Below are 12,419 nucleotides of genomic sequence, written 5' to 3'. Positions count from 1 at the left end.
GGAAGCGAGTCCCACAGTACTCGTCGCTCCAACTGCCGTAAGGCAGCGCTGGAGCGGACGTACGGGAATCTTCCGGGAAGTGTCAGCGGGGTGCAGACCAGGCGCCCGGTGGGTGTTCAGCCCCCGGTCCAGCGGTTGTCTTTTGGGCTCAGCCGCGTCCCTCGGCAGGGAAATCCACTCGTGGACATCTCTGTCAGCAGGAGCGCGACACGCCCGACCGCGTGGGTCGGAGGCAAGGGACGCGAACCCCCGGGTTCCAGAGCGTTAAACGAGACTAAGGACTACTGAGTAGCCATGGCGGGACAGAAGATCCGCATCCGGCTCAAGGCCTACGACCACGAGGTCATCGACAGCTCGGCGAAGAAGATCGTCGAGACGGTGACGCGAACTGGTGCGTCTGTCGCGGGCCCGGTGCCGCTGCCCACTGAGAAGAACGTGTACTGCGTCATCAAGTCGCCGCACAAGTACAAGGACTCGCGCGAGCACTTCGAGATGCGCACGCACAAGCGCCTGATCGACATCCTCGACCCGACGCCCAAGACCGTTGACTCCCTGATGCGACTCGACCTCCCGGCCGGTGTCGACATCGAGATCAAGCTCTAGGGGCCGGTGATCTGAGAATGGCTAAGCAGATCAAGGGCATCCTGGGCGAGAAGCTCGGCATGACGCAGGTGTGGGACGAGAACAACCGTGTTGTTCCCGTGACGGTCGTCAAGGCCTCCCCCAACGTCGTCACCCAGGTCCGTACGAATGACTCCGACGGCTACGAAGCGGTCCAGATCGCCTTCGGCGAGATCGACCCGCGCAAGGTGAACAAGCCCCTCAAGGGTCACTTCGCCAAGGCCGACGTCACCCCCCGCCGCCACCTCGTCGAGATCCGCACCGCGGACGCCTCCGAGTACACGCTGGGTCAGGAGATCTCCGCGGAGGTCTTCGAGGCCGGCGTGAAGGTGGACGTGACCGGCAAGAGCAAGGGCAAGGGCTTCGCCGGTGTCATGAAGCGTCACAACTTCAAGGGCCTCGGCGCCGGTCACGGCACCCAGCGCAAGCACCGCTCTCCCGGCTCCATCGGTGGCTGCGCCACCCCGGGCCGTGTGTTCAAGGGCCTCCGCATGGCGGGTCGCATGGGCAACGAGCGGGTCACCACCCAGAACCTGACCGTCCACGCCGTTGACGCGGAGAAGGGTCTGCTGCTCATCAAGGGCGCGGTTCCCGGTCCGAACGGCGGCCTCGTCCTGGTCCGCACCGCGGCCAAGGGGGCCTGAGGTAACGATGAGCACTGTTGACATCCTTTCGCCGGCAGGCGACAAGACCGGGACGGTCGAGCTCCCCGCGGAGATCTTCGACGTCGAGAAGATCAGCATTCCGCTGATCCACCAGGTCGTCGTCGCCCAGCTGGCCGCTGCCCGCCAGGGCACGCACAAGACCAAGACCCGTGGCGAGGTTCGCGGTGGCGGCAAGAAGCCGTACCGCCAGAAGGGCACCGGCCGCGCCCGTCAGGGCTCGACCCGCGCGCCCCAGTTCGCCGGTGGTGGCGTCGTGCACGGTCCCGTGCCGCGTGACTACTCGCAGCGGACCCCGAAGAAGATGAAGGCCGCGGCCCTGCGCCACGCCCTCACCGACCGGGCCCGCAACGCTCGTATCCACGTCGTCACCGGCGTGGTCGACGGCGAGATCTCCACGAAGGCCGCGAAGTCCCTGCTGGGCAAGATCAGCGAGCGCAAGAACGTGCTCCTGGTCATCTCCCGCGAGGACGAGCAGGGCCTGCTCTCCGCCCGCAACCTGCCCCAGGTGCACATCCTGGAGCCGGGCCAGCTGAACACGTACGACGTTCTCGTCTCGGACGACGTGGTCTTCACCCAGTCCGCGTTCGAGTCCTTCGTGTCTGGCCCCAAGGCCGCTGACACCGAAGGGAGCGAAGCCTGATGGCTACGCGTCACCCGAGCATTGCGCCCAAGGCGGCCAAGGCCGCCAAGGCCGCGCGCGTCGCCAAGGCGAAGCGCCACGCCACCGAGGGCAAGAACACCGTCGAGACCCCGCTGAGCAAGAGCTTCACGGATCCCCGTGACGTCCTCCTCAAGCCGGTCGTCTCGGAGAAGAGCTACGCGCTGCTCGACGAGGGCAAGTACACCTTCGTCGTGGACCCGCGGGCCAACAAGACCCAGATCAAGCAGGCCGTCCAGGCGGTCTTCTCGGTCAAGGTCACCGGGGTCAACACGATCAACCGTCAGGGCAAGCGCAAGCGCACCCGCACCGGCTTCGGCAAGCGTGCGGACAGCAAGCGCGCGATCGTGACCCTCGCTGAGGGCGACCGTATCGACATCTTCGGCCAGGCCTCCTAACGGAGCGCCCTGGTCCGAATATCGGACGAGGACTGAGAAATGGGAATCCGCAAGTACAAGCCGACTACGCCGGGCCGTCGTGGCTCCAGCGTCGCCGACTTCGTCGAGGTCACGCGGTCCACGCCGGAGAAGTCGCTGGTTCGCCCGCTGCACAGCAAGGGCGGCCGTAACAATTCCGGTCGTGTGACCGTTCGCCACCAGGGTGGTGGACACAAGCGCGCCTACCGTGTCATCGACTTCCGTCGCCATGACAAGGACGGCGTGCCGGCGAAGGTCGCGCACATCGAGTACGACCCCAACCGCACCGCGCGCATCGCGCTGCTTCACTACGCGGACGGCGAGAAGCGCTACATCCTCGCCCCCCGCAACCTGTCGCAGGGCGACCGCGTCGAGAACGGTCCCGGGGCCGACATCAAGCCGGGCAACAACCTGGCCCTCCGCAACATCCCGGTCGGTACCACGATCCACGCGATCGAGCTCCGTCCCGGTGGCGGTGCCAAGTTCGCCCGCTCCGCCGGTGCCTCCGTGCAGCTGCTCGCGAAGGAGGGCCAGATGGCCCACCTGCGCATGCCGTCCGGAGAGATCCGCCTGGTCGACGTGCGCTGCCGCGCAACCGTCGGCGAGGTCGGCAACGCCGAGCAGTCGAACATCAACTGGGGCAAGGCCGGCCGCAAGCGCTGGCTGGGCGTCCGCCCGACCGTTCGCGGTGTGGCGATGAACCCGGTTGACCACCCGCACGGTGGTGGTGAAGGCAAGACTTCCGGTGGTCGCCACCCGGTCTCGCCGTGGGGTCAGAAGGAGGGTCGTACTCGTTCGCCGAAGAAGGCTTCGAGCAAGTACATCGTCCGCCGCCGCAAGACGAACAAGAAGCGCTAGGAGCGGGTTTAGATGCCGCGCAGTCTCAAGAAGGGGCCCTTCGTCGACGACCACCTGATCAAGAAGGTGGACGCACAGAACGAAGCCGGTTCCAAGAACGTCATCAAGACCTGGTCCCGTCGCTCGATGATCATCCCGGCCATGCTCGGCCACACGATCGCGGTGCACAACGGCAAGACCCACATTCCGGTGTTTGTCACCGAGTCGATGGTCGGCCACAAGCTCGGCGAGTTCTCGCCGACGCGCACCTTCCGGGGTCACGTCAAGGACGACCGGAAGTCGAAGCGCCGCTAACGCGGGGTGGAATCGACCATGACAGACACTGGAAGGACAACCATGGAAGCCAGGGCCCAGGCGCGGTACATCCGCGTTACGCCCATGAAGGCCCGCCGCGTGGTGGACCTTATCCGTGGCATGGATGCCACGGAGGCTCAGGCGGTCCTGCGTTTCGCCCCGCAGGCCGCGAGCGTGCCGGTCGGCAAGGTGCTTGACAGCGCCATTGCCAACGCCGCACACAACTACGACCACACCGACGCCGGCAGCCTTGTCATCTCCGAGGCCTACGTCGACGAGGGCCCGACCCTGAAGCGGTTCCGTCCGCGTGCTCAGGGCCGTGCCTACCGGATCCGCAAGCGGACCAGCCACATCACCGTGGTCGTCAGCAGCAAGGAAGGAACCCGGTAATGGGCCAGAAGGTTAACCCGCATGGGTTCCGGCTCGGCATCACCACGGACTTCAAGTCCCGTTGGTACGCCGACAAGCTGTACAAGGACTACGTCAAGGAAGACGTCGCCATCCGTCGGATGATGACGTCCGGCATGGAGCGCGCCGGCATCTCGAAGGTTGAGATCGAGCGCACCCGTGACCGCGTCCGTGTGGACATCCACACCGCGCGCCCGGGCATCGTCATCGGCCGTCGTGGCGCCGAGGCCGACCGCATCCGCGGTGACCTCGAGAAGCTGACCGGCAAGCAGGTCCAGCTGAACATCCTTGAGGTCAAGAGCCCGGAGACGGACGCTCAGCTGGTGGCCCAGGCCGTCGCCGAGCAGCTGTCCTCCCGCGTCTCCTTCCGTCGTGCCATGCGCAAGAGCATGCAGGGCACGATGAAGGCCGGCGCCAAGGGCATCAAGATCCAGTGTGGTGGCCGTCTCGGCGGCGCCGAGATGTCCCGCTCGGAGTTCTACCGCGAGGGCCGTGTGCCCCTGCACACGCTCCGCGCGAACGTCGACTACGGCTTCTTCGAGGCCAAGACGACCTTCGGCCGTATCGGTGTGAAGGTCTGGATCTACAAGGGCGACGTCAAGAACATCGCCGAGGTCCGCGCCGAGAACGCCGCTGCCCGTGCGGGTAACCGCCCGGCCCGTGGTGGCGGCCCGGGCGGCGACCGCCCGGCCCGTGGCGGTGGCCGCGGTGGCGAGCGTGGCGGCCGCGGCCGCAAGCCGCAGCAGCAGTCCGCGCCGGCTGCCGAGGCCCCCAAGGCCGACGCTCCCGCCGCCGCTGCCGCTCCGGCTGAGAGCACCGGAACGGAGGCCTGACCGAAATGCTGATCCCCCGTAGGGTCAAGCACCGCAAGCAGCACCACCCCAAGCGCCGTGGTCAGGCCAAGGGTGGTACGGAGGTTTCGTTCGGCGAGTACGGCATTCAGGCCCTCACGCCGGCGTACGTGACGAACCGCCAGATCGAGGCGGCTCGTATCGCGATGACCCGTCACATCAAGCGTGGCGGCAAGGTCTGGATCAACATCTACCCGGACCGCCCGCTGACCAAGAAGCCCGCCGAGACCCGCATGGGTTCCGGTAAGGGTTCCCCCGAGTGGTGGGTCGCGAACGTGCACCCGGGCCGGGTCATGTTCGAGCTGTCCTACCCCAACGAGAAGATCGCCCGTGAGGCCCTGACTCGCGCAGCCCACAAGCTGCCGATGAAGTGCCGGATCGTCAAGCGCGAGGCAGGTGAAGCGTGATGTCGGCCGGTACCAAGGCGTCCGAGCTGCGCGAACTGGGTGACGAGGAGCTTCTCGCGAAGCTCCGCGAAGCCAAGGAAGAGCTGTTCAACCTCCGCTTCCAGGCGGCGACCGGTCAGCTCGAGAACCACGGTCGGCTGAAGGCCGTCCGCAAGGACATCGCGCGGATCTACACCCTGATGCGTGAGCGCGAGCTGGGCATCGAGACGGTGGAGAGCGCCTGATGAGCGAGAGCAACGTGACTGAAGAGACCAACACGAGCCGCGGTTTCCGCAAGACCCGTGAGGGTCTGGTCGTCAGCGACAAGATGGACAAGACCGTCGTCGTCGCTGTCGAGGACCGCGTCAAGCACGCGCTGTACGGCAAGGTCATCCGCCGTACGAACAAGCTCAAGGCGCACGACGAGCAGAACGCCGCGGGCGTCGGCGACCGGGTCATCATCATGGAGACCCGGCCGCTGTCCGCGACGAAGCGCTGGCGCATCGTCGAGATCCTCGAGAAGGCCAAGTAATTCTCCTGCGGGGCACCCCCCGCAGGACAGTTCCGCCAGGCTCGGCAGGGGCCCGAATCCCGTACAGGACAGGGCCCCTGCCGGGAACCGGCAGACAAACAGGAGATAGACGTGATCCAGCAGGAGTCGCGACTGCGTGTCGCCGACAACACTGGTGCGAAGGAGATCCTTTGCATCCGTGTGCTCGGTGGCTCCGGTCGCCGCTACGCGGGCATCGGTGACGTGATCGTCGCCACCGTCAAGGACGCGATCCCCGGCGGCAACGTGAAGAAGGGTGACGTCATCAAGGCGGTCATCGTTCGCACCGTCAAGGAGCGCCGCCGTCCCGACGGCTCGTACATCCGCTTCGACGAGAACGCCGCCGTCATTCTGAAGAACGACGGCGACCCTCGCGGCACCCGCATCTTCGGCCCGGTGGGCCGGGAGCTGCGCGAGAAGAAGTTCATGAAGATCATCTCGCTCGCGCCGGAGGTGCTGTAAGCATGAAGATCAAGAAGGGCGACCTGGTACAGGTCATCACCGGTAAGGACAAGGGCAAGCAGGGCAAGGTCATCGCGGCCTACCCCCGCGAGGACCGCGTCCTGGTCGAGGGTGTCAACCGGGTCAAGAAGCACACCAAGGCCGGCCCGACCGCTCGCGGTTCGCAGGCCGGTGGCATCGTCACGACCGAGGCGCCCGTCCACGTCTCCAACGTCCAGCTGGTCGTTGAGAAGGACGGCAACAAGGTCGTCACGCGTGTCGGTTACCGCTTCGACGACGAGGGCAACAAGGTTCGCGTTGCCAAGCGGACGGGTGAGGACATCTGATGGCTACCACCACGACTCCGCGTCTCAAGACGAAGTACCGCGAGGAGATCGCGGGCAAGCTGCAGGAAGAGTTCTCCTACGAGAACGTCATGCAGACCCCGGGTCTCGTCAAGATCGTGGTCAACATGGGTGTGGGCGACGCCGCCCGCGACTCCAAGCTGATCGACGGCGCGATTCGCGACCTCACCACGATCACCGGTCAGAAGCCGGCCGTCACCAAGGCCCGTAAGTCCATCGCGCAGTTCAAGCTGCGTGAGGGCCAGCCGATCGGTGCCCACGTCACGCTTCGTGGCGACCGCATGTGGGAGTTCCTGGACCGCACCCTGTCGCTCGCGCTGCCGCGCATCCGCGACTTCCGTGGTCTGTCCCCCAAGCAGTTCGACGGCCGTGGCAACTACACCTTCGGTCTCACGGAGCAGGTCATGTTCCACGAGATCGACCAGGACAAGATCGACCGCGTCCGGGGTATGGACATCACCGTGGTCACCACGGCGACCAACGACGCCGAAGGCCGTGCCCTTCTCCGTCACCTCGGCTTCCCCTTCAAGGAGGCGTAAGCGAGATGGCGAAGAAGGCTCTGATTGCCAAGGCTGCTCGTAAGCCCAAGTTCGGCGTACGTGGCTACACGCGCTGCCAGCGCTGCGGCCGTCCGCACTCCGTGTACCGCAAGTTCGGCCTCTGCCGCGTGTGCCTTCGTGAGATGGCTCACCGTGGCGAGCTGCCGGGCGTGACCAAGAGCTCCTGGTAATCCCGTACTTCGGGATTCCAGAGGCTCTCGGTAAGTAAAGGGCGATGTCGGGCGCCCACCCCTCCATGGCTTAGGCTAGGAGGGTTGGGCGCCTGGACGCCCGTACGACTTACTACGCCGTAGGTCCCCGCACCGCACCCGTCCCGCCACTGAGTGGGGAGAGGGATGGCGCACTGGAAACCCCGGCGAGAGAGGCCGAAGGCCAATTCATGACCATGACTGATCCCATCGCAGACATGCTTACTCGTCTGCGTAACGCGAACTCGGCGTACCACGACGATGTCGCGATGCCGCACAGCAAGATCAAGTCTCACATCGCGGAGATCCTCCAGCAGGAGGGCTTCATCACCGGCTGGAAGGTCGAGGACGCCGAGGTCGGCAAGAAGCTCGTCCTCGAGCTGAAGTTCGGCCCGAACCGTGAGCGCTCCATCGCGGGCATCAAGCGGATCTCGAAGCCGGGTCTGCGTGTGTACGCGAAGTCCACCTCCCTGCCCAAGGTGCTCGGTGGCCTCGGCGTGGCGATCATCTCCACGTCGCACGGTCTCCTCACCGACAAGCAGGCCGGCAAGAAGGGCGTAGGCGGAGAAGTTCTCGCCTACGTCTGGTAGCGGAAGGGAACGGAAGAAGCTATGTCGCGTATTGGCAAGCTCCCCATCACGGTTCCCGCCGGCGTGGACGTCACCATCGACGGCCGTACGGTTTCGGTGAAGGGCCCCAAGGGCTCCCTCTCCCACACCGTCGCGGCGCCGATCGAGATCGCTAAGGGCGAGGACGGCATTCTCAATGTCACCCGCCCGAACGACGAGCGTCAGAACAAGGCCCTGCACGGCCTGTCCCGCACGCTGGTGGCGAACATGATCACCGGCGTGACCACGGGTTACGTGAAGAAGCTCGAAATCAGCGGTGTCGGTTACCGAGTCCTGGCGAAGGGTTCCAACCTGGAGTTCTCGCTCGGCTACAGCCACCCGATCCTGGTCGAGGCCCCCGAGGGGATCACCTTCAAGGTGGAAGCCCCCACCCGTTTCTCGGTCGAGGGCATCGACAAGCAGAAGGTCGGCGAGGTTGCGGCCAACATCCGCAAGCTGCGCAAGCCCGACCCGTACAAGGCCAAGGGTGTCAAGTACGAGGGCGAAGTCATCCGCCGCAAGGTCGGAAAGGCGGGTAAGTAAGCCATGGCATACGGTACGAAGATCGCTAAGGGCGACGCTTACAAGCGTGCTGCCATCAAGCGGCGCCACATCCGGATCCGTAAGAAGGTCAACGGAACGGCTGAGCGTCCTCGCCTGGTCGTGACGCGCTCGAACCGCCACATCGTGGCCCAGGTCATCGACGACATCAAGGGTCACACCCTGGCGTCGGCGTCGACCCTGGACGCGTCGATCCGTGGCGAGGGCGAGAAGTCGGCGCAGGCCGGCAAGGTCGGCGCTCTTGTCGCCGAGCGTGCCAAGGCCGCCGGTGTCGAGGCTGTCGTATTCGACCGTGGTGGCAACCAGTACGCCGGGCGCATCGCTGCCCTGGCGGACGCCGCCCGCGAGGCCGGACTCAAGTTCTGAGTCCTGGTTCCGTAGCTAGCGGAAACAGAGAGAGGTAATTCCAATGGCTGGACCCCAGCGCCGCGGAAGCGGTGCCGGTGGCGGCGAGCGGCGGGACCGGAAGGGCCGTGACGGCGGCGCTGCTGCCGAGAAGACCGCGTACGTTGAGCGCGTTGTCGCGATCAACCGCGTCGCCAAGGTTGTGAAGGGTGGTCGTCGCTTCAGCTTCACTGCGCTCGTCGTAGTGGGCGATGGCGATGGCACCGTCGGTGTCGGCTACGGCAAGGCCAAGGAGGTGCCGGCCGCCATCGCCAAGGGTGTTGAGGAGGCCAAGAAGCACTTCTTCAAGGTCCCCCGTATCCAGGGCACCATCCCGCACCCGATCACGGGCGAGAAGGCCGCGGGCGTCGTCCTGCTCAAGCCTGCTTCCCCCGGTACCGGCGTTATCGCCGGTGGCCCGGTGCGTGCTGTCCTCGAGTGCGCCGGCGTCCACGACATCCTGTCGAAGTCGCTCGGCTCGTCCAACGCGATCAACATCGTGCACGCGACCGTGGCGGCCCTCAAGGGCCTGCAGCGTCCCGAGGAGATCGCGGCCCGCCGCGGTCTGCCCCTCGAGGACGTCGCCCCCGCGGCTCTGCTCCGTGCGCGTGCGGGAGCGGGTGCGTAATGGCTCGCCTCAAGGTCACGCAGACGAAGTCGTACATCGGCAGCAAGCAGAACCACCGTGACACCCTGCGGTCCCTTGGTCTCAAGGGGATCAACACGCAGGTCGTCAAGGAGGACCGCCCCGAGTTCCGCGGAATGGTTCACACCGTCCGCCACCTCGTGACGGTTGAGGAGGTCGACTGATCATGGCGGAGAACAACCCGCTCAAGATCCACAACCTCCGTCCCGCCCCGGGCGCCAAGACCGCCAAGACCCGTGTGGGTCGTGGTGAGGCGTCGAAGGGTAAGACGGCTGGACGTGGTACCAAGGGCACCAAGGCCCGTTACCAGGTTCCGGAGCGCTTCGAGGGTGGCCAGATGCCCCTCCACATGCGTCTCCCGAAGCTCAAGGGCTTCCGGAACCCGTTCAAGACCGAGTTCCAGGTCGTGAACCTCGACAAGCTGGGCGCGCTGTACCCGGAGGGTGGCGAGGTCACCGTCGAGGGGCTCGTCGCCAAGGGTGCCGTTCGCAAGAACAGCCTCGTCAAGGTCCTCGGCCAGGGCGAGATCACCGTGGCGCTGCAGGTTTCGGTTGACGCCGTCTCCGGCTCCGCCAAGGAGAAGATCACCGCCGCCGGCGGTACCGTCACCGAGCTCGTCTGAAATCACCAGGCGTCTCGATGACTTGAGCGAACCCGACCGGGGGTGCCCCACAAAAGGGGCATCCCCGGTTGGTCGTTCCTAGGGGAGCGGTGTCGCCGGTAAGGTGGCCTGCACTGCTAATTTTCGCCCGGTGTGACCTCTGGGAACTCAGGGCGGTTCTTAACTGTTAGTCAGCTGTCCGTTACTTATTCGTCGAACCTCAAGACCGTCACCTCTGACGCACTTGCGCGGGGGTCGCAGGAGGCACCGTGCTCACCGCGTTCGCCCGGGCGTTCAAGACGCCCGACCTGCGCAAGAAGCTGCTCTTCACGCTCGGCATCATCGTGGTCTATCGGGTTGGTACGCACATCCCGATCCCCGGTGTCGACTACAAGAACGTCCAGATCTGTATCGACGACGCGAGCCAGAACACGGGCCTGTTCGGTCTGGTCAACATGTTCAGCGGTGGCGCCCTGCTGCAGATCACGATCTTCGCGCTGGGCATCATGCCGTACATCACGGCGAGCATCATTCTGCAGCTGTTGACCGTGGTGATCCCGCGACTGGAGGCCCTCAAGAAGGAGGGTCAGGCCGGTACGGCGAAGATCACGCAGTACACCCGTTATCTGACGGTGGCCCTGGCCATCCTGCAGGGCACCGGCCTGGTGGCCACCGCCCGCAGTGGTGCACTGTTCACCAGCTGCCCGGTCGCACAACAGATCGTGCCCGACCAGTCGATCTTCGTCACGATCACGATGGTCATCACGATGACCGCCGGTACGGCCGTCGTCATGTGGCTCGGTGAGCTCATCACCGACCGCGGCATCGGCAACGGCATGTCGATCCTGATGTTCATCTCGATCGCCGCGACCTTCCCGTCCGCGCTGTGGGCCATCAAGCAGCAGGGCAACCTCGCGGACGGCTGGATCGAGTTCGGCACGGTGATCGCGGTCGGTCTCGTCATGGTCGGTCTGGTCGTCTTCGTGGAGCAGGCTCAGCGCCGCATTCCCGTCCAGTACGCGAAGCGAATGATCGGCCGCCGGTCCTACGGCGGCACGTCCACGTACATCCCGCTGAAGGTCAACCAGGCCGGCATCATCCCTGTGATCTTTGCCTCGTCGCTGCTCTACATCCCGGCGCTGATCGCTCAGTTCGCAGGTGGGACGTCCGGCTGGAAGACCTGGATCGAACAGAACCTCACCAAGGGTGACCACCCGATTTACATCAGCACGTACTTCTTGCTGATCGTGTTCTTCGCCTTCTTCTACGTGGCTATCTCGTTCAACCCCGAGGAAGTCGCGGACAACATGAAGAAGTATGGTGGCTTCATCCCGGGCATCCGGGCTGGCCGGCCGACCGCTGAGTACCTGGGATACGTACTCAACCGGATCACCTGGCCAGGTTCGCTGTACTTGGGTCTGATCGCTCTCGTACCGACGATGGCGTTGGTTGGTTTCGGGGCAAACCAGAACTTCCCGTTCGGTGGTACCAGCATCCTGATCATCGTGGGTGTGGGTCTGGAGACGGTGAAGCAGATCGAGAGCCAGCTCCAGCAGCGCAATTACGAAGGGTTCCTCCGCTGATGCGTATCGTCCTCGTCGGGCCGCCCGGTGCGGGCAAGGGAACGCAGGCCGCGTTCCTTGCCCAGAACCTGTCGATTCCGCACATCTCCACGGGCGACCTCTTCCGTGCGAACATCAGCCAGAAGACCGAACTCGGCAAACTGGCGAAGTCGTACATGGACGAGGGCAACCTTGTGCCGGACGAGGTCACGATCGCCATGGCCAGGGACCGCATGGAGCAGCCGGACGCCGCGAACGGCTTCCTGCTCGACGGCTTCCCGCGGAACGTCTCGCAGGCCGAGGCGCTCGATCAGGCGCTCAAGGCCGACGCTGTGGAGCTGGACGCGGTGCTCGACCTGGAGGTCCCCGAGGACGAGGTGGTCAAGCGCATCGCAGGCCGCCGCATCTGCCGCAGGGACTCGAGTCATGTCTTCCACGTGACGTACAGCCCGCCGAAGAAGACGGACGTCTGTGACGCCTGCGGCGGCGAGCTGTACCAGCGTGACGACGACACCGAGGAGACCGTCCGCAAGCGCCTGGAGGTCTACCACACGCAGACCGAGCCGATCATCGACTACTACCGGGCCCAGGGCCTGGTCGTGACGATCTCGGCGCTCGGCAAGGTGGACGACGTCACCAAGCGCGCGATGGACGCCCTCAAGCGTCAGTCCGAGGGCAAGAACGACAGCGAGGGCGGCGACGACAAGTAGTCGTCCTGGCTGGTTCGGCCGCGGTGCCCCTGTCGGGCGCCGCGGCCGTACTGTTGTGTACGTAACCGAGCAGGCAGAGAAGACGG

23 protein-coding genes are annotated in these 12,419 nt (G+C 65.3%); all 23 read left to right on the top strand.

The window, feature by feature from the left end; translation table 11 throughout:
* Nucleotides 1–294: 294 nt before the first annotated feature.
* Nucleotides 295–603 (top strand): 30S ribosomal protein S10, encoded by a 309-nt coding sequence (gene rpsJ / locus ACN20J_RS20690; protein WP_003948644.1) that lies wholly within the window; start codon nucleotides 295–297, stop codon nucleotides 601–603.
* Between the two features lie 17 nt (nucleotides 604–620).
* Nucleotides 621–1,265: a 50S ribosomal protein L3 gene (gene rplC / locus ACN20J_RS20685; RefSeq protein ID WP_055614929.1), complete on the top strand. Its 645-nt coding sequence runs from the start codon at nucleotides 621–623 to the stop codon at nucleotides 1,263–1,265.
* A gap of 7 nt (nucleotides 1,266–1,272) precedes the next feature.
* Complete coding sequence (rplD, locus tag ACN20J_RS20680) at nucleotides 1,273–1,926, top strand: 50S ribosomal protein L4 (RefSeq protein ID WP_055614928.1); 654 nt, start codon at nucleotides 1,273–1,275, stop codon at nucleotides 1,924–1,926.
* Nucleotides 1,926–2,342, top strand: a complete 417-nt coding sequence (gene rplW / locus ACN20J_RS20675) for a 50S ribosomal protein L23 (protein WP_055614927.1) — start codon at nucleotides 1,926–1,928, stop codon at nucleotides 2,340–2,342. The genes rplD and rplW overlap by 1 nt, the downstream gene beginning before the upstream one ends.
* A gap of 39 nt (nucleotides 2,343–2,381) precedes the next feature.
* Nucleotides 2,382–3,218, top strand: coding sequence for a 50S ribosomal protein L2 (gene rplB / locus ACN20J_RS20670; RefSeq protein WP_189845072.1), 837 nt, complete (start codon nucleotides 2,382–2,384; stop codon nucleotides 3,216–3,218).
* Between the two features lie 12 nt (nucleotides 3,219–3,230).
* Nucleotides 3,231–3,512: a 30S ribosomal protein S19 gene (gene rpsS, locus ACN20J_RS20665; RefSeq protein ID WP_010986346.1), complete on the top strand. Its 282-nt coding sequence runs from the start codon at nucleotides 3,231–3,233 to the stop codon at nucleotides 3,510–3,512.
* A gap of 42 nt (nucleotides 3,513–3,554) precedes the next feature.
* The gene (rplV, locus tag ACN20J_RS20660; RefSeq protein WP_006604878.1) at nucleotides 3,555–3,902 is read left to right on the top strand and encodes a 50S ribosomal protein L22; all 348 of its coding nucleotides are present in this window, start codon (nucleotides 3,555–3,557) and stop codon (nucleotides 3,900–3,902) included.
* Nucleotides 3,902–4,753: a 30S ribosomal protein S3 gene (gene rpsC / locus ACN20J_RS20655; RefSeq protein ID WP_055614925.1), complete on the top strand. Its 852-nt coding sequence runs from the start codon at nucleotides 3,902–3,904 to the stop codon at nucleotides 4,751–4,753. The genes rplV and rpsC overlap by 1 nt, the downstream gene beginning before the upstream one ends.
* 5 nt (nucleotides 4,754–4,758) lie before the next feature.
* Nucleotides 4,759–5,178, top strand: coding sequence for a 50S ribosomal protein L16 (gene rplP, locus ACN20J_RS20650; protein WP_055614924.1), 420 nt, complete (start codon nucleotides 4,759–4,761; stop codon nucleotides 5,176–5,178).
* Entirely contained in the window at nucleotides 5,178–5,402 is a 225-nt protein-coding gene (rpmC, locus tag ACN20J_RS20645; protein WP_003998824.1) for a 50S ribosomal protein L29, read from the top strand. Before rplP ends, rpmC begins: the two co-directional genes overlap by 1 nt.
* Entirely contained in the window at nucleotides 5,402–5,689 is a 288-nt protein-coding gene (gene rpsQ / locus ACN20J_RS20640; protein ID WP_189845071.1) for a 30S ribosomal protein S17, read from the top strand. Before rpmC ends, rpsQ begins: the two co-directional genes overlap by 1 nt.
* Nucleotides 5,690–5,800: 111 nt before the next feature.
* Entirely contained in the window at nucleotides 5,801–6,169 is a 369-nt protein-coding gene (rplN, locus tag ACN20J_RS20635) for a 50S ribosomal protein L14 (RefSeq protein WP_003992364.1), read from the top strand.
* A gap of 2 nt (nucleotides 6,170–6,171) precedes the next feature.
* Nucleotides 6,172–6,495: a 50S ribosomal protein L24 gene (gene rplX, locus ACN20J_RS20630; protein ID WP_055614922.1), complete on the top strand. Its 324-nt coding sequence runs from the start codon at nucleotides 6,172–6,174 to the stop codon at nucleotides 6,493–6,495.
* Complete coding sequence (gene rplE / locus ACN20J_RS20625; RefSeq protein WP_010986351.1) at nucleotides 6,495–7,052, top strand: 50S ribosomal protein L5; 558 nt, start codon at nucleotides 6,495–6,497, stop codon at nucleotides 7,050–7,052. The genes rplX and rplE overlap by 1 nt, the downstream gene beginning before the upstream one ends.
* 5 nt (nucleotides 7,053–7,057) lie before the next feature.
* Nucleotides 7,058–7,243: a type Z 30S ribosomal protein S14 gene (locus ACN20J_RS20620; RefSeq protein ID WP_003948630.1), complete on the top strand. Its 186-nt coding sequence runs from the start codon at nucleotides 7,058–7,060 to the stop codon at nucleotides 7,241–7,243.
* Between the two features lie 209 nt (nucleotides 7,244–7,452).
* Entirely contained in the window at nucleotides 7,453–7,851 is a 399-nt protein-coding gene (gene rpsH / locus ACN20J_RS20615; RefSeq protein WP_055614920.1) for a 30S ribosomal protein S8, read from the top strand.
* Between the two features lie 21 nt (nucleotides 7,852–7,872).
* Nucleotides 7,873–8,412 carry a 50S ribosomal protein L6 gene (gene rplF / locus ACN20J_RS20610; RefSeq protein ID WP_189845070.1) on the top strand — a complete coding sequence of 180 codons (540 nt, stop codon included), beginning with the start codon at nucleotides 7,873–7,875 and terminating at the stop codon, nucleotides 8,410–8,412.
* 3 nt (nucleotides 8,413–8,415) lie between these two features.
* Nucleotides 8,416–8,796: a 50S ribosomal protein L18 gene (gene rplR / locus ACN20J_RS20605; RefSeq protein WP_055614918.1), complete on the top strand. Its 381-nt coding sequence runs from the start codon at nucleotides 8,416–8,418 to the stop codon at nucleotides 8,794–8,796.
* Nucleotides 8,797–8,839: 43 nt separating this feature from the next.
* Nucleotides 8,840–9,442, top strand: coding sequence for a 30S ribosomal protein S5 (gene rpsE / locus ACN20J_RS20600; RefSeq protein ID WP_055513610.1), 603 nt, complete (start codon nucleotides 8,840–8,842; stop codon nucleotides 9,440–9,442).
* Nucleotides 9,442–9,624, top strand: coding sequence for a 50S ribosomal protein L30 (gene rpmD / locus ACN20J_RS20595; RefSeq protein WP_055553514.1), 183 nt, complete (start codon nucleotides 9,442–9,444; stop codon nucleotides 9,622–9,624). The genes rpsE and rpmD overlap by 1 nt, the downstream gene beginning before the upstream one ends.
* A 2-nt stretch (nucleotides 9,625–9,626) precedes the next feature.
* Nucleotides 9,627–10,082, top strand: coding sequence for a 50S ribosomal protein L15 (rplO, locus tag ACN20J_RS20590; RefSeq protein ID WP_055614917.1), 456 nt, complete (start codon nucleotides 9,627–9,629; stop codon nucleotides 10,080–10,082).
* Nucleotides 10,083–10,330: 248 nt separating this feature from the next.
* Entirely contained in the window at nucleotides 10,331–11,644 is a 1,314-nt protein-coding gene (gene secY / locus ACN20J_RS20585) for a preprotein translocase subunit SecY (protein WP_055614916.1), read from the top strand.
* On the top strand, nucleotides 11,644–12,333 hold the full coding sequence (locus tag ACN20J_RS20580) for an adenylate kinase (RefSeq protein ID WP_189845069.1): 690 nt from the start codon (nucleotides 11,644–11,646) through the stop codon (nucleotides 12,331–12,333). Before secY ends, ACN20J_RS20580 begins: the two co-directional genes overlap by 1 nt.
* Nucleotides 12,334–12,419 lie beyond the last annotated feature (86 nt).

This window comes from Streptomyces sp. 2-1 (assembly GCF_048564895.1).
Taxonomy (GTDB): Bacteria; Actinomycetota; Actinomycetes; order Streptomycetales; family Streptomycetaceae; genus Streptomyces; species Streptomyces phaeochromogenes.
This window is presented reverse-complemented; position numbering and strand designations above follow the sequence as displayed.

Excerpts from the sequence above, each read along its gene's own strand:
- rpsQ (WP_189845071.1), top strand. The coding sequence starts at position 5,402 with ATGAGCGAGAGCAACGTGACTGAAGAGACCAACACGAGCCGCGGTTTC.
- rplR (WP_055614918.1), top strand. The coding sequence starts at position 8,416 with ATGGCATACGGTACGAAGATCGCTAAGGGCGACGCTTACAAGCGTGCT.
- rplW (WP_055614927.1), top strand. The coding sequence starts at position 1,926 with ATGGCTACGCGTCACCCGAGCATTGCGCCCAAGGCGGCCAAGGCCGCC.
- rplD (WP_055614928.1), top strand. The coding sequence starts at position 1,273 with ATGAGCACTGTTGACATCCTTTCGCCGGCAGGCGACAAGACCGGGACG.
- ACN20J_RS20580 (WP_189845069.1), top strand. The coding sequence starts at position 11,644 with ATGCGTATCGTCCTCGTCGGGCCGCCCGGTGCGGGCAAGGGAACGCAG.
- rpmD (WP_055553514.1), top strand. The coding sequence starts at position 9,442 with ATGGCTCGCCTCAAGGTCACGCAGACGAAGTCGTACATCGGCAGCAAG.
- rpsJ (WP_003948644.1), top strand. The coding sequence starts at position 295 with ATGGCGGGACAGAAGATCCGCATCCGGCTCAAGGCCTACGACCACGAG.
- rplC (WP_055614929.1), top strand. The coding sequence starts at position 621 with ATGGCTAAGCAGATCAAGGGCATCCTGGGCGAGAAGCTCGGCATGACG.
- rplF (WP_189845070.1), top strand. The coding sequence starts at position 7,873 with ATGTCGCGTATTGGCAAGCTCCCCATCACGGTTCCCGCCGGCGTGGAC.
- rplX (WP_055614922.1), top strand. The coding sequence starts at position 6,172 with ATGAAGATCAAGAAGGGCGACCTGGTACAGGTCATCACCGGTAAGGAC.
- rpsS (WP_010986346.1), top strand. The coding sequence starts at position 3,231 with ATGCCGCGCAGTCTCAAGAAGGGGCCCTTCGTCGACGACCACCTGATC.
- rplE (WP_010986351.1), top strand. The coding sequence starts at position 6,495 with ATGGCTACCACCACGACTCCGCGTCTCAAGACGAAGTACCGCGAGGAG.
- rpsC (WP_055614925.1), top strand. The coding sequence starts at position 3,902 with ATGGGCCAGAAGGTTAACCCGCATGGGTTCCGGCTCGGCATCACCACG.
- rplP (WP_055614924.1), top strand. The coding sequence starts at position 4,759 with ATGCTGATCCCCCGTAGGGTCAAGCACCGCAAGCAGCACCACCCCAAG.
- rpsE (WP_055513610.1), top strand. The coding sequence starts at position 8,840 with ATGGCTGGACCCCAGCGCCGCGGAAGCGGTGCCGGTGGCGGCGAGCGG.
- rpmC (WP_003998824.1), top strand. The coding sequence starts at position 5,178 with ATGTCGGCCGGTACCAAGGCGTCCGAGCTGCGCGAACTGGGTGACGAG.
- rplV (WP_006604878.1), top strand. The coding sequence starts at position 3,555 with ATGGAAGCCAGGGCCCAGGCGCGGTACATCCGCGTTACGCCCATGAAG.
- ACN20J_RS20620 (WP_003948630.1), top strand. The coding sequence starts at position 7,058 with ATGGCGAAGAAGGCTCTGATTGCCAAGGCTGCTCGTAAGCCCAAGTTC.
- rplB (WP_189845072.1), top strand. The coding sequence starts at position 2,382 with ATGGGAATCCGCAAGTACAAGCCGACTACGCCGGGCCGTCGTGGCTCC.
- rpsH (WP_055614920.1), top strand. The coding sequence starts at position 7,453 with ATGACCATGACTGATCCCATCGCAGACATGCTTACTCGTCTGCGTAAC.
- rplO (WP_055614917.1), top strand. The coding sequence starts at position 9,627 with ATGGCGGAGAACAACCCGCTCAAGATCCACAACCTCCGTCCCGCCCCG.